Annotated in this window: 14 protein-coding genes; 8 read left to right on the top strand and 6 right to left on the bottom strand. The window is 65.3% G+C overall.

The annotated features are described in order from the left end of the window. The first annotated feature begins 1 nt into the window (after window position 1). Genes nuoE through RDU83_02995 form a run of 8 tightly spaced genes read left to right on the top strand, consistent with a single transcriptional unit; the run spans window position 2 to window position 9,153 of the window. Window positions 2-550: an NADH-quinone oxidoreductase subunit NuoE gene (gene nuoE, locus RDU83_03030; protein ID MDQ7839985.1), complete on the top strand. Its 549-nt coding sequence runs from the start codon at window positions 2-4 to the stop codon at window positions 548-550. After that, the gene (locus tag RDU83_03025; protein MDQ7839984.1) at window positions 547-2,241 is read left to right on the top strand and encodes a NuoF family protein; all 1,695 of its coding nucleotides are present in this window, start codon (window positions 547-549) and stop codon (window positions 2,239-2,241) included. Before nuoE ends, RDU83_03025 begins: the two co-directional genes overlap by 4 nt. After that, window positions 2,241-5,147, top strand: coding sequence for a formate dehydrogenase subunit alpha (gene fdhF, locus RDU83_03020; protein ID MDQ7839983.1), 2,907 nt, complete (start codon window positions 2,241-2,243; stop codon window positions 5,145-5,147). Before RDU83_03025 ends, fdhF begins: the two co-directional genes overlap by 1 nt. 9 nt (window positions 5,148-5,156) lie before the next feature. Further along, entirely contained in the window at window positions 5,157-6,218 is a 1,062-nt protein-coding gene (locus RDU83_03015; protein MDQ7839982.1) for a HAMP domain-containing protein, read from the top strand. Beyond that, complete coding sequence (locus tag RDU83_03010; GenBank protein MDQ7839981.1) at window positions 6,149-7,036, top strand: GAF domain-containing sensor histidine kinase; 888 nt, start codon at window positions 6,149-6,151, stop codon at window positions 7,034-7,036. Before RDU83_03015 ends, RDU83_03010 begins: the two co-directional genes overlap by 70 nt. Then, window positions 7,036-7,698 (top strand): response regulator transcription factor, encoded by a 663-nt coding sequence (locus tag RDU83_03005; GenBank protein MDQ7839980.1) that lies wholly within the window; start codon window positions 7,036-7,038, stop codon window positions 7,696-7,698. The genes RDU83_03010 and RDU83_03005 overlap by 1 nt, the downstream gene beginning before the upstream one ends. A gap of 29 nt (window positions 7,699-7,727) precedes the next feature. Continuing rightward, complete coding sequence (locus tag RDU83_03000; GenBank protein ID MDQ7839979.1) at window positions 7,728-8,570, top strand: fumarate hydratase; 843 nt, start codon at window positions 7,728-7,730, stop codon at window positions 8,568-8,570. Between the two features lie 19 nt (window positions 8,571-8,589). Continuing rightward, window positions 8,590-9,153, top strand: a complete 564-nt coding sequence (locus RDU83_02995; protein MDQ7839978.1) for a Fe-S-containing hydro-lyase — start codon at window positions 8,590-8,592, stop codon at window positions 9,151-9,153. Here RDU83_02995 and RDU83_02990 read toward each other — a convergent pair. From RDU83_02990 to RDU83_02965, 6 genes are read right to left on the bottom strand one after another with little or no spacing between them, the layout of a single operon-like run. Further along, a complete protein-coding gene (locus tag RDU83_02990) occupies window positions 9,131-9,583 on the bottom strand; it encodes a hydrogenase maturation protease (GenBank protein MDQ7839977.1) in 453 nt (150 codons plus the stop codon). The genes RDU83_02995 and RDU83_02990 overlap by 23 nt on opposite strands. After that, complete coding sequence (locus RDU83_02985; GenBank protein ID MDQ7839976.1) at window positions 9,580-11,115, bottom strand: Ni/Fe hydrogenase subunit alpha; 1,536 nt, start codon at window positions 11,113-11,115, stop codon at window positions 9,580-9,582. The genes RDU83_02990 and RDU83_02985 overlap by 4 nt, the downstream gene beginning before the upstream one ends. A gap of 30 nt (window positions 11,116-11,145) precedes the next feature. Continuing rightward, window positions 11,146-12,009 carry a CoB--CoM heterodisulfide reductase iron-sulfur subunit B family protein gene (locus tag RDU83_02980; protein ID MDQ7839975.1) on the bottom strand — a complete coding sequence of 288 codons (864 nt, stop codon included), beginning with the start codon at window positions 12,007-12,009 and terminating at the stop codon, window positions 11,146-11,148. Further along, a complete protein-coding gene (locus RDU83_02975; protein ID MDQ7839974.1) occupies window positions 12,006-12,569 on the bottom strand; it encodes a 4Fe-4S dicluster domain-containing protein in 564 nt (187 codons plus the stop codon). The genes RDU83_02980 and RDU83_02975 overlap by 4 nt, the downstream gene beginning before the upstream one ends. Window positions 12,570-12,595: 26 nt before the next feature. Continuing rightward, window positions 12,596-13,015, bottom strand: coding sequence for a response regulator (locus tag RDU83_02970; GenBank protein MDQ7839973.1), 420 nt, complete (start codon window positions 13,013-13,015; stop codon window positions 12,596-12,598). Continuing rightward, window positions 13,012-14,175: a hybrid sensor histidine kinase/response regulator gene (locus tag RDU83_02965; protein ID MDQ7839972.1), complete on the bottom strand. Its 1,164-nt coding sequence runs from the start codon at window positions 14,173-14,175 to the stop codon at window positions 13,012-13,014. The genes RDU83_02970 and RDU83_02965 overlap by 4 nt, the downstream gene beginning before the upstream one ends. Window positions 14,176-14,178 lie beyond the last annotated feature (3 nt).

The following is a 14,178-nucleotide window of genomic DNA, read 5'->3' as shown; positions in this document are numbered from 1 at the left end:
AATGACCTCTGCCGTGTCAGGCACCACGGCCCGGCCGCGCAAGACAGTCTACCTTGGCGATCCCCTGGCCGAACCGCCGCCGCCCGAGCTGCTGTGCCTCCTGGAGCCCTATCGAGGGCGCCGTGACACCGTTGTGTCGGCGCTGCAGGCGCTTCAGGAGCGGTACGGCTATCTACCGGAGCGCGCGATGCGGTACGCGGCCCGCGAGATGGGCGTTCCGCTCGCGCGTATCTACGGGGTGGCCACGTTCTACAATCAGTTTCGTTTCACCCCCCCGGCGCGCTACTCGGTCCACGTGTGCCGCGGAACGGCGTGTCACGTGGCCGGCTCGTCGGCGATAATCAAGGCTATCAAGGAAGACCTGAGGATCTCGGAAGATGAGAGCACTCCTGACGGGATGTTCAGCCTTCAGACCGTCGCGTGCATCGGATGCTGCAGCCTGGCGCCTGCGATTGTGGTCAACCATGATGTGCACGGGACGGTAAGCCCGGAGCGCATCAGAGGGGTTCTGGACAGGTACAGGGCTCCAGACGCGGAGGCATCGCAATGAACGAGCCCGGAGGTCGAGGCCCAACCGTAACATTGCCACTGCGCGGGGAAGGGGCCGTTCTGCAGGCTGAACGGCAGTTTGCCGAGATGGTGGCCGCGGTGCCGCGGCGGTTCCAGGTATGCGCCGGGACCGGTTGCGTCTCCAACGGCAGTCTTCAGGTTGCCGAAGCTCTGGGCAAGACGACCTCCTCACCCGTGAGCATCACCGGGTGCCACGGCTTCTGTGCCCGGGGTCCGCTCGTACGGGTGGAACCCCATGGGTTCTTGCTTACCGGGGTTCGCCCTCAGGGCGTTTCCGATCTGATCCAGCGGCTGGATACCGGGGGGGAGCCATCCGAGGATCTGCTGTACCACGATCCCCTCACCGGCCAGAGCCATCTCTTGGAGCACCAGATCCCCTTCTATCACCACCAGCAGCGGATAACGCTGCGCAACTGCGGCGTCGTGGATCCCGAGGACATAAGGACCTACCTGGCGCGGGGCGGGTATTCCGCCCTGGACCGTGCGCTTTTCGAGATGAGCCCGGAGGGGGTAATCGGCGCGGTTTCCGAGTCGCGCCTGCGGGGGCGCGGCGGCGCCGGTTTTCTAACAGGCAGGAAGTGGATGCTCACCCGCACCCAGAGCGGGGCCCGGAAGTTCATCATCTGCAACGGCGATGAGGGCGACCCCGGCGCCTTCATGGATCGGAGCATCATGGAAGGCGATCCCCACGCGGTTATCGAGGGGATGCTCCTGGCAGGGTACGCCGTGGGAGCTTCGGAAGGGTACATCTATGTGCGACACGAGTACCCGCTGGCCGTGGGGCGACTCAAGAAGGCAGTAGAGGAGGCGACCTCCTGGGGTCTGCTGGGTCCGTCGGTGTTGGGGACCCGGTTTGCGTACCAGATCCACGTGCGCGAAGGGGCCGGTGCCTTCGTATCCGGCGAGGAGACCGCGCTGATCCGTTCCATCCAGGGCGAGCGGGCGGTGCCGTACATGCGGCCTCCGTACCCGAGCGAGCGAGGGCTCTGGGGGCACCCCACCTGTATCAACAACGTTGAAACGCTTGCAACCGTTCCGCTGATCGTGATGCGGGGCCCTGATTGGTATGCCGGTCTCGGTACGACCCGCAGCGGAGGGACCAAGGTCTTCGCCCTGACCGGCGCCATCCAGAACACCGGCCTGGTCGAGGTGCCGTTGGGAACCTCGTTGCGGCACGTGGTGGAGAACATCGGGGGTGGAGCGCGCCCCGGACGCCGGATCAAGGCCGTACAGATCGGAGGCCCCTCCGGAGGGTGCCTGCCGGCGTCCCTGCTGGACACCCCGGTGGACTACGAGGACCTGGGGGCGACCGGCGCCATCATGGGCTCGGGCGGGCTTGTGGTCGCAGATGACACCACCTGCATGGTGGACCTGGCGCGCTACTTCCTGAGCTTCACGCAGGACGAGTCGTGCGGCAAGTGCATACCCTGCCGGATCGGGACCCGCAAGATGCTGGGGATTCTCACCCGGATCACAATGGGCGAGGCCCGCTCCGGCGACGTTGATCGGCTCGAGCAGGTCGCCACAACCGTGCGTACCTCTTCGCTGTGCGGCCTGGGCCTGACCGCACCGAACCCGGTCATGACAACGCTTCGGTACTTCCGAGACGAATATGATGCCCACGTTCAGGACCGGCACTGTCCGGCCGGGGCGTGCGAGGCCTTGAGGTGATGGCGATGGCGATCCTGACCATAAATGGGAAGAGTGTAGAGGCTAGGGAAGGGGCCACAGTGTTAGAGGCAATTCTGGGGGCCGGCTTCGACGTCCCGCGCCTCTGCGATCATCCCGAACTCACCGCCTGGGGGGGCTGCCGGCTGTGCTTGGTGGAGGTCGAAGGGTATGCCGCGTCCATGCCGAGCTGCGGGCTATCCGTTGCAGACGGCATGGTGGTTACCACGCACAGCGATCGCCTTACGATGCAGCGGCGCGAGGTGCTAGATCTGCTGCTGTCCGACCATCCCCTAAATTGCGTCATTTGCGAAAAGGCGGGTGCCTGCGACCTGCAGCGCTATGCCTATGAGTTCGGTATTTCAGAGAGCAGCCACGAGAAGGAGATCGCGCGTAAGCTGTACCAGGATGAGAACGCGTTTCTCGTGCGGGACCACCAGTACTGCATCCTGTGCACGCGTTGCGTGCGCGTCTGCGAAGAGGTCGTGGGCGCCAGCGCCATCGAGGTGGCGCAGCGCGGGTTTGAAGCGCTCGTGGCCACGCCGTTTGATGCCCCGCTCGTGGAGACGCCGTGCACCTTCTGCGGCAACTGCGTCCAGGTCTGCCCGACCGCGGCGCTCGTGCCGGTGGATCGCATCGGCAAGGGGCGTGAGTGGGATCTCACCCGTACCCGCACGGTCTGCCCATACTGCGGCACCGGCTGCGGGATCGAGGTGGCCACCCGGGGTGGCGAGATCGTGTCGGTGTCCGGCTACGGTGCGCCCGCCAACGGCGAGTTCCTCTGCACCAAGGGTCGGTTCGGCCTGGGGTTCGTGGGCCACCCCGACCGGCTCCGCCGGCCGCTGATCCGGCGCGACCTGGCCTACTCGCTGGGGCTGATTGACACGCCTCCGCCCGCGGCGCTGGGCCGCTCCCCGCTGGGCCGCCCGCCCACGGCTGGGGAAACGCATGTCGAGGTGGATTGGGAGATCGCCCTCGACCTGGTTGCCGACCGCCTGGCCGCGGTGGTGGGGGAATCGGGTCCTGACGCCTTTGCCGGGATCGGTTCGGCACTGTGCACCAACGAGGACAACTACGTCTTCCAGAAGCTGGTGAGGGGGGTGATAGGCACCAACAACGTGGACCTCTGCGCCAGGGTCTGACACGCTCCTTCGGTGGCCGGTCTGGCCGCCGCCTTCGGAAGTGGAGCAATGACCAACAGCATCCGAGAGATCAGGGACACCGACTGCATCCTGGTTATCGGATCCAACACCGGCGAGGCGCACCCGGTCATCTCCTACGAGGTGGTCAGGGCGACGAGGCGCGGGGCGACGCTGATCGTGATTGATCCCAGGAAGATCAGCCTGACCCGGCACGCTACGCTGCACCTGCGGCCGACGCAGGGTACCGACCACGCGCTCTACCTGGGGATGCTGAACGCGATCGTGACCCGCGGGTGGCTCGACAGGGAGTTTGTTGCCGAGCGCACCGAGGGGTTCGAGGCGCTCGCCGTTCACCTTGAGGCCTGGACCCCGGAGGTCGCGGCGGCGGCGTGCGGCGTGCCTGCCGAGCAGATCGTCGAGGCGGCCCGGCTCTACGCGCTGGGGCTGCGCCGGACAGCTGCGGAGGGCGGCGAGAACGCGCCGCCGCGCGGTGCGTCTACCATTCTCTACGGGATGGGAATCACGGAGCGCTCCAACGGTACCGAACTGGTCAAGACGCTGGCCAACCTGGCCATGGTGACCGGGCAGATCGGCCGTCTCTCTACCGGGGTCAACCCGCTGCGCGGGCAGGTGAACGTGCAGGGAGGGTGCGACATGGGCTCGCTGCCCAATGTCTACCCCGGCTACCAGCAGGTCGCAGACCCCGCGGTGCGCGCCAAGTTTGCGCGGGCCTGGGCGCAGCGCCAGTCCAAGGCCGGCCGAGAGCTGACCATGCCCGAGGCACCCGGACTGACCTTCATCGAGATGATTCGGGGCGCCGCCGATGGGCGGATCCGGGCGATGTACATCATGGGCGAGAACCTAATGATGACCAACCCCGACGCCACCCTGATGGAACGGGCGATGCGCTCGCTTGAGTTCCTGGTGGTCCAGGAGATCTTCCTGACCGAGACCGCCCAACTGGCCCACGTGGTGCTGCCAGCGGCCTCGTTTGCGGAGAAGAGCGGTACCTTCACCAACACCGAAAGGCGGGTGCAACTGGTACGCCCCTTCACCCCTCCGCCGGGTGAGGCACGGCCCGACTGGGCGATCCTATGCGAGGTTGGCCGCCGTCTGGGCCGGCGGCTCCGCCGCCCCCTGCGCTGGGCATACGGTTCGGCGGCCGAGGTCATGCGCGAGGTCGCCGCGCTATGCTCGATCTTCGGCGGCATCACCCACGAGCGGTTGGAAACCGTGGGGCTGCAGTGGCCGTGCCCGTCCCTCGAGCACCCCGGGACGCTGTTCCTGCACGCCGGGCAGTTCTCGCGGGGCAGGGGGCGGTTCCACGCGACCTCCCCGATGCCCCCGTTCGAGCCCACCGATGACGCCTACCCGCTGGCGCTCTCTACCGGTCGAATCCTGTATCACTACAACGGCGGGCCCATGACGCGGAGGGCCGCGCCCTTGGACTGGCGCGAGCCGAGGGCCTATGCTGAGATTCACCCTGACGATGCCGCGCGCGCCGGCGTGCGCGACGGCCAGGCGTGCCTGATAAGCAGCAGGCGCGGCAGCATCCGCGTCCAGGCCCGCGTGGGGGATGTTGTGCCTCCGGGAATGATCTATGTGCCGTTCCATTTCCGCGAGGCCGCGGCCAACCTGCTCACCCATGCAGACGGGCTGGACGCCGGCGCCAAGACGCCGGAGTACAAGTTCGCGGCGGTGCGCCTCGAACGGCTGCGGGCCGAGCGTTCGGGCGCTGCCGGGGGGTCGCATCCGCCGCCTGAGTAGGCCAAACGCATGCGGCTACACCTGAAGATCTCCCTGTGGACGGTCGCCATTCTTGTGGTGGTGGGCGGGATCTCGGTCTATGCCCTCTACGCCTTCCAGCGCCGCGCCTCAATCCAGCAGTTCGAGGTGATGGCGCACACGCTCAAGACGACCATCCTCAACAGCCTAGAGATCACGATGGTGCGCAACAATCAGGAGGAGATGCGCGAGATCATACGCCTCATCAAGCGCGAGGAGATGATCCGCGACGTGACCATCTACTCGCGCGAAGGCCGCGTGTGGGCCTCGTCGGGAGTGCGGACCGGGGTGCCTGCGCGGGAGGCCGACGCGTTTCAGAGGGCGGCCGGCGGACATACACACCTTACCGTAGAGGACCAGGGCGCGGGCGAGCTGGTTGTGCTAACGCCGGTCTTCAACAAACAGGCGTGCCACGCCTGCCACGCCGCCGACCCGCCGGTCCTGGGTGTGATCAGCGTCTCTCTGTGGACGGTGCCCATTGCCAGCCAGCTGCGACGCAGTGCTCAACTGCTGGCCGCTCTGGTGGCCTTCACCTTCCTGCTGGCACTGGGCACCCTGAGCCTGCTTCTGGGCAGGCTCGTGCTGGACCCCCTGGCAGCGATGGTCACCGCGGTGCGGCAGGTGGCGGGCGGGCAGTACAGCGCCCGCGTTGCGGTGCGGGGGCGGGACGAGCTTGGAGTGCTTGCCGGGTCGGTGAACGAGATGGCGGAGCGCATAGACCACTACACCGCGGCCTTGAACATGCAGATCGGCGATCTAACCGAACGGCTGGCAAGCCTGGGGATCTGTGGGCGCGCCTTGACCGGAGCCTCGGACCTCTCAGCGGCCATGGGCGATATGACACGGGGTCTTAGGGATGTGCTGCGGGCCGACCTGGCCGCGGTGTACCTGCACGAGGAAGGCCGCCTTCGGCTGGCCTGCAGGTCCGGCGAGGGCTTCTTGCCGCATCAGGTGCTCTCCGGGGGGGAGCGGCAGGAGGCGCCGTGGCGCTGCGCCGTACGTTGCAGCAGCCCGGCGCTGAGCAAGGGGATGTTCTGGCCGTCCCGCTGCTGATAAAGGGCAGCGCACTTGGGGTCCTGGTGGTCGCGCGCCACTCGGCGTGGCCGTTCGTTGAAGCAGATGCCAACCTGATGGCCACCCTGTCCAATCAGCTCGCTATTGCCATGGAGAACGTGCGGCTCTTCGAAGAGGTGCGCGCAAAGGAAGCGCACAGGGGAGAACTGCTGAGCAAGTTGATCACCGCCCACGAGGACGAGCGTCGCAGGATAGCGCGCGAGCTCCACGACGAGGTGAGCCAGTCGCTGACCGGTCTGTTGATGGGCATCACCGCGACCGAGAGTCTACGGGACCCAGCCGCGGTGCGGCAGCGTCTAGACGCGCTCTACGCCTCAACCGAGGCCACCCTTGAGGAAGTTCGGAAGCTCATCTACGACCTGCGCCCGACCGCCCTGGACGACCTGGGTCTGGTCTCGGCGGTCAGGGCCCACGCCCGGGACCTGTTGGAAACCGTGGGCGTGAAGCTGGCATTCGACGCCTCGGGATTCGGCCACCGCCGCCTGAACGCCGCGGTGGAGACCACCGTGTTCCGCGTAGCCCAGGAGGCGATCGCCAACGTTGCGCGCCACGCGCGGGCGCGCTCGGCGGTGGTGCGGTTGACGTTGAAGGGCGGGATACTCAACCTGGTCGTCGAAGATGACGGTGTGGGGTTTGACTTGGCCGGCACCGTCGGCCGCCCAGATGACCGGCGGATGGGCATCCTGGGCATGCAGGAGCGGGCCGCACTGATCGGAGGCGAGCTGCGCATCGACTCCGCTCCGCAGCACGGGACCCGCGTGGAGCTGACCGCACGGATACGGGAGGGCGAGACGTGATGGCTGAGCGGGTACGGGTGCTGATCGTGGACGACCACGCGCTGGTGCGCGAGGGCATCAAGTCGTTGCTGCAGGACGTCCCTGAGATAGAGGTGATAGGTGAAGCCGGGGACGGGTTCGCGGCGATCGAGGAGGCGCGCCGGCTTCGGCCGGACGTTGTGCTGATGGACATCGCCATGCCGCGGATGACAGGGGTGGAGGCCACCAGGCACATTCGGGAAGAGATGGCTGAGGTGCAGGTGGTGGCGCTGACGATTCACGACAACGAGGAGTACCTCTTCCAGATGCTGCGGGCGGGCGCGGCCGGCTACGTGCTCAAGAAGGCGCATCCATCGGAGATGCTCACCGCGATCGAGGCGGCGATGCGTCAGGAGACCTATCTGACGCCGGCGATGGCAAAGGGTCTGGTGTCGGACTACCTACGGCGCGTCCGCACCGGCGAGGAGCAGACGACCTACCGCGACCTCACCAACCGCGAGCGCGAGGTGCTCAAGCTCATCGCCGAGGGGTACACCAACCCCGAGATCGCCAAGTTGCTGAACATCAGCGTCAAAACGGTGCAGGCGCACCGCGGGCACATCATGGAGAAGCTTGACCTGCACCGCCCCGCGGCGCTCATCATGTACGCCATCCGCAAGGGGTTGGTGGAGACGGACGGCTAGGCAGCCACGTTGAGGAGACGGAGGGGGACATGCGGACAATCGCTTACCAGGATGTCGCAGAGACCGCGAGGCGAATGTGTATTGATGCCAACGTCCACCTGGGAGAGGACGTGCTCGGTCTGATTCGCTCCGCCCGGGAACGGGAACCCTCGGCGCTCGGCCAACGTGTGCTCGACGAAATCTTGGAGAACAACCGGATAGCCGTGGCCGAGACCGTGCCCATATGCCAGGACACCGGGACGGCCTTCCTGTTCGTGGAGATGGGCGAAGAAGTCCGCATCACCGGCGGAGGGTTGTGTGATGCCGTGGACGAGGGCGTGCGCCGGGGGTACACGGAGGGGTATCTGCGGAAGTCGATGGTGTCGGATCCGCTCCGGCGCCGGAACACCGGCGACAACACGCCTGCCGTTGTGCACGTCGAGCTCGTCCCGGGCGATCGCGTGCGCATGACCCTTCTGCCCAAGGGCGGCGGCGCCGAGAATATGAGCCGGATGACCATGCTGACCCCTGCCGACGGCGAGGGGGGCGTGCGGGCCTTCGTGATTGAGACCGTGGAACGGGCCGGCCCCAACCCCTGCCCGCCCGTCGTTGTTGGGGTAGGGATCGGCGGGACTTTCGATACCGTCGGATTCCTGGCCAAGCGGGCGCTGATCCGGCATGCTGGCGAGCGCCACCCCGATCCCTTCTACGCCCGCATGGAAGAGGATCTCCTGGCGGCCATCAACGCGCTGGGCGTGGGTCCCATGGGGTACGGTGGCGAGACCACCGCACTGGACGTACGCATTGAGGTCCACCCTTGCCACATTGTGAGCCTACCGGTGGCGGTCAACCTGCAGTGTCACGCGGCGCGTGTGGCCCGCGCCGAACTCTGAGATACCGGAGATGGAGCCCATGAACCCGAAACGCCTGACGACGCCCTGGTCCGATGCGACCGTGGAAGGACTGCGCGCGGGGGATCTCGTCCTAATCAGTGGCGTGATCTACGGGGCAAGGGACGCTGCGCACAAGCGCCTGGTGGAGGCACTTGAGCGTGGCGAAACGCTGCCCGCTGATCTGCGCGGCCAGCTGGTCTACTACGTTGGTCCGGCACCGGCGAAGCCCGGCCAGGTGATCGGCTCGGCCGGACCGACCACCAGCACCCGCATGGACACCTACGCTCCCACGCTCCTGGCCCAGGGACTGAAGGGGATGATCGGCAAGGGCTACCGGTCCCAGCCCGTGCTGGAAGCCATGCGGCGGCATCGAGCCGTCTACATGGCGGCGACCGGCGGCGCGGGAGCGCTTCTGGCGCGGTGCTTCACCCGCGCTGATGTTGTAGCCTACGAGGACCTCGGTCCAGAAGCCCTCTTTCGGTTCGAGGTGGTCGACTTTCCCGTTATCGTCGTCAACGACGCCTTCGGGGGAGACCTGTACGCGCAGGGGAAGAAGGCCTTCAGCAAAGCCACTCCTGGATGACGTTCCTGGCCCGCTCCACGAGGGCGGGCAAGGCAGCGCGCACCGGTTCGGAGAGGTCCGCGCCAAGATAGACTTCGGGTGTGCGCTCCACCGCCACCACGCGGATCTCTTCCGGCATCTCCAGCCCCACGGCGACGCCTATGGCAAGGGCCTCGCCGTATCCCACGTAGTGCGCTGACGGGCTGCGGACCACCGAGGGCTCCAGAGAGAACTCGGATATCGTTCCCGGCCGCCCCCCGGTGGTCTGGCTGTCTATCAACAAAACGCGGCGGGCGCCGACGACCTCGTCCAGCAGGGCCAGGCCCGAGCGCACGCCCGTCCGGACCGACAGGCCGTCTTCACGCAAAGCTTCTGCAACCAGCAGGCCTATCGCGTCGTCACCCAACAGATCGTTCCCGATGCCAAGGACAAGAATGTCCTTGCCGCTCATCGCCTGATCTGACGCACTAGCTCTCCCGCGCTGTCGTAGACCGAGGCGACCAGGGGCATTTCCCCCGGCAGCGAGTGCGTGGCGCACCCGTGGCAGGGATCGTAGGCCCGGAAGGCCATCTCTACCATGTTGAGCAGGCCGTCGTCCACTTGGCCCTTGTGGATGACGCCCTTGGCGGCACTATCAACGGACATGGCGATACGCGCCGCGTTGTTCTGGGTGGCGACTATGAGGTTGGCCCGGGTGATGAGCCCTTGCTCATCGGTCTCGTAGTGGTGAATCAGCGTGCCCCGGGGGGCTTCCACGACGCCCACGCCGACCGAGGGCTGCTTGGTGGGCAGCACGCGCAGCGCGGTGCTCGTGATCTCTGGGTCATCGGTCAGTTCCACCAGGCGCTCGGCGGCGTAGAGCAGCTCGATCACCCGGGCCCAGTGGTTGGCCAGGGTGTGGTGCACCGGCTTGCCGCCCAGCGTGGCGAAGAACTCCTCGTAGGCCTGCTGCGCCAGGGGCGTTGCCATGCCGTCCGACGCGTTCAGGCGCGCCAGCGGCGCCACGGCGTAGACGCCGCTTTCCGGGCCGTCAACGAAGCCCTTCCACCCGACCGGCTTCAGGTAGCAGAACTTGACGTAACTCCACGGCTCCACGCGCTCCGCGATGTAGTTCAGGTAGTCCCCGGACTTGAACTTGGCGTACTCCACCCCGGACGGATCCACCACGCGGATCATGCCGTCGTAGAAGTTAACCTTGTTGTTGGCGTCCACCATGCCCATGTAGTAGGTCCGGTGGGTGTAGGCGTCGGAGGTAATGAGGCGGACGTAGTCGGGGTTCGCCAGCACCACCTTGCGGAAGACGTCGAGCGTGAACTTCGCGAACTCCACCGCGCGGGCCGCTACCTCCCGGAAGCGCGGAAGATCACCGGGGGCGATGCCCTTGGCGACACCACCGGGCAGCCCCATTACGGGGTGGATCGTCTTTCCGCCGAGGTAGGTCTCCAGGTCGCGGAGCTCGCGGCGCATCGCGATAACCCGCTTGCCGACCTCGATCCCGACGGCGGCAATGACCCCCAGGACGTTGCGTTGCTCCTTGGGGGCGGTAGGCCCTACGACGAAGTCCGGGCCTCCCAGGAAGTAGAAGTGCAGCGCGTGGTCCTCGACCATGAAGAGCGAGTAGTCCAGTTCGCGGATCTTCTTGGCCGCGGGCGGGGGCTCCACCTTGTAGAGGTCGTCCAGCGCCTTGACCGATGCCATATGGTGGGCGAGCGGGCAGACCCCGCAGATGCGGGAGGTGATCTGCGGCATGTCCTCGGCTGGGCGCCCCCGGCTGAAGGTCTCAAACCCGCGCAGTTCAGGCACCTGGAAGTAGGCGCGCTCGACCTCTCCCGCGTCGTCCAGGAAGATATCTATCTTGCCGTGCCCTTCCAGGCGCGTGATTGGATCAATCACCACCCGCCGTCGCTGGCTGTAGGCCTGGTCTGCACGCTCTTTGCCCGCTTCCCATGCCTGCTGTGCGGCCTCTGAGATCTTCTTTGTCATCGTACCTCACCGGATCCTTTCTCGCGGTATCTATCGCGCAAGCGCAAATGCAGGCGTTACCAACTCCGAGCCTATACCCAGCCGCTTCGCGGGTATTCCCATCGCGAGCCCGAGCAACTGCGTGAAGTAGAGGATCGGCAAGGAGAGATTCGTGCCGAACTCGCTATTCACGTGCCGCTGGTAGCACTCCAGGTTGAGCTGGCACAGCGGGCAGGCGGTTGCGATCACCTCGGCGCCGCGATCCACGGCATTCTGGAGTAGGTCGCGGACCATGGTCAGCGCCGCCCTGCGGTTGGTCACGATCAGGGAACCGCCGCAGCACCGCAGTTTGAGCGGGTAGTCGATTGGGGTTGCCCCTACGGCGGAGAGCAGGTCCTCGAAGAACTGGGGATGTTCGACGTCCTCCCGGTCCTTCTGCGGCCTGACCACCTGGCAGCCATAGTAGGGCGCAACGCGAAGGCCGTTCAACGGGTTGGAGACCTGCTTCCGGATCTCGTCTAGCCCCACGTCTTTCGCGAAGACCTCCATCAGGTGCCGCACCTGGATGCTCCCCGAGAACTGCAGGTCGTCTTCCTCCAGGGCGTAGTTGATGTGCTCCGCCAGATCAGGGTCTTCCTTGAGGTGCGCGTTGGTGAAGTACATGTTCTTGTAGCAGCCGCTGCAGGGCGCCACAAGGTCCAGGCCCGCCCGTTCGGCAATGGCCAGGTTGCGAGCGGACAGCGTGTGCGCGAGGAGCTCGTCAACGTGGAAATACGCGGTGGCGCCGCAGCAGTTCCAGTCCTCCAGCTCCTTGAACTCCACCCCCAATTTCTGCGCAACCTCCATGGTGGAGACGTGGTAGGATGCAGCCATCTTCTCGAGGGAGCAACCAGGGTAGTAGCTGTAGGCCTTCATGCCACCCTCCCCATCGGGATGATCCGGTTGAGGATCCTCTTGAACCTGGCCGACCTCTTGAGTTTCTTGGGGAAGAGGGGTAGGCGCCCCTTCATGAAGAGGGCCAGGCCGTTGCGGGCGTCGTACAGGAAAGCTCTCAGGCCGTAGTGGAAGAGGTACGGCGTAGCCAGAGCAGGCTCCCAGGACTTGCCGTTCTTCAAGATCATCCTTGCGAACCGCCTGGAGAAGTCCGCCCCGACCGAACCTTTCTTGAAGTGGCTTCTCCACATGGAGTAGCGCTTGAGACCGTACATCATGCCCGCAATGTCAATGCCCGCCGGGCATCTCACGGTGCACTGGTAGCAGGAGGCACAGCACCAGAAAGCGTTACTCGACAGCACGGGCTTTCTGAGATCTGCCCGGATCAGTGCGATGATGTTGCGCGGCGAGTGGTCCATGAATTCGACCGCCGGACAAGTCGAGGAGCAGGTGCCGCACTGGATGCAGCTCTCCACCGGATTCGTTTCCGCGTTGTACAGCAGGTTGACTATCTCTCTTGAAAAAGAGGGTTTTGCTGGCATCGGATTATCTCCCTATTCCTACTATACTACTTCTCTGACTTGCGCTTTGCTGCGCGTTCGAGCAGGGTGCTAACCTTGTCCAGTAGAAGCGCGGGCTCCACCGGTTTCTCCACCAACTCGTCCACCGGAAGGAGGTGGGGGTGTACGGGCTGGCCCGGGAAGAGAAAGGCGATCTGTTCCCGCAGCCCCGTGATTATCAGCACCGGGATCTCGTTGAGGAGGGGGTCCTTTCTTATCTTGCGTGCCACCATGATCCCTTCTGCGCCCCGTCCCATCATGATGTCCAGCAGCAACAGGTCGTACGGCTTGGCTTTCAGCGCCTCGAGGCCGGTTCTTGGGTTATAAGCGGCATCGACCTGGTAGCCCGCGGACTCCAGTATGGACTTGATCCCCTCCACGAAGTCGGGATCATCGTCTATGATCAGCAGTCGCTTTTCTTGGCTCATGTCACACGTCCCCCTTGCGGATTCTCCGGTCCGCCGGCTTCCGGAGTAGGATGCGTTCCCGTACCAGAACCCTGTGCCGGTAAGGCAATCACAAATGTGCTACCTTCACCCAGCCTGCTGGTTACCGTGATCGTCCCTCCGTGGGCCTCGACGATGCGTCTGGTGATGGCGAGACCCAGTCCTGCTCCGGCCTCGTCTCCCGCGCCGGCCCGGCCCCTGTAGAAGTTCCCGAAGATGTAAGGCAGCTCGTCTTCGGCTATGCCGATGCCCCAGTCTCGGACCGCGACCAGTATGTGATCCGTCTGCTGCTCGGCGCTCACGTGCACCCTGCTCTCTGATCGCGAGTACCTTATCGCGTTGCCGATCAGGTTGACCAGCGCTTCAACCAGTGTGCCTTCGTCTCCGTGCACGAGGTCTAGCGGCTCCCCTATGGAGACGTCTATGTCGATGTCCTTCCGCACGGCGTAGGGGTAGACGTTCTCGACCGCCCTGGAGATCGCGGTGGCAACGGAAGTTGGAACGAAGCCCTCCTTGATGCTCCCGATGTCGCTGGAGATCGCCCTGAGCCAGGTGTGGATCATGGTTAGGAGGTCGTTGATCCTGGATTTCATCCGCTCCAGGCGGGCCATCTGGGCTTCGTTGACCTGGTCCGACAGCTCCTGCACCAGCCGGATCAGGTTCTGCTGAACGGCGCTGAGCGGGGCCTTGAGCTCGTGAGAGATGATGGCCGCGAAGTTCTGCTGCAGCAGTTCCTTCTCGCGCCTAAGCGCGATCGTCTCGAGGACCAGCTCTCGCTTCTCGATGCCCCTCTTCGTAATCAGGCGGAACTCGTCGGGGGTGAAGGGCTTGGGGAGGAAGTCATAGGCCCCTTTCTGCATGGCTTCCACGGCGGAGGCCAACGTGGCATACCCGGTGATCACGATTGCCACGATTGAGGGGTCAAGGGCGCGGATCCTTTCCAGCACCTCGAACCCCGAGATGCCGGGCATCTTGAGGTCCACATACACGAGGTCCGGCTGGAACTCCGCCACCTGCTTCAGACCAACCCAGCCGTCTGTTGCCGTCCTCGTGGTATACCCGCTGCCCTCGAGGATCTGGCTGCACGAATCCAGCACGATCTCCTCGTCGTCTATGATGAGTATCCGGGGTTCGATCTTCATCTG

The organism is bacterium (assembly GCA_031082185.1).
GTDB lineage: Bacteria > Sysuimicrobiota > Sysuimicrobiia > Sysuimicrobiales > Humicultoraceae > VGFA01.
Note: the sequence above shows the minus strand (reverse complement) of the source record. Positions and strands in the feature narration are given on the sequence as shown.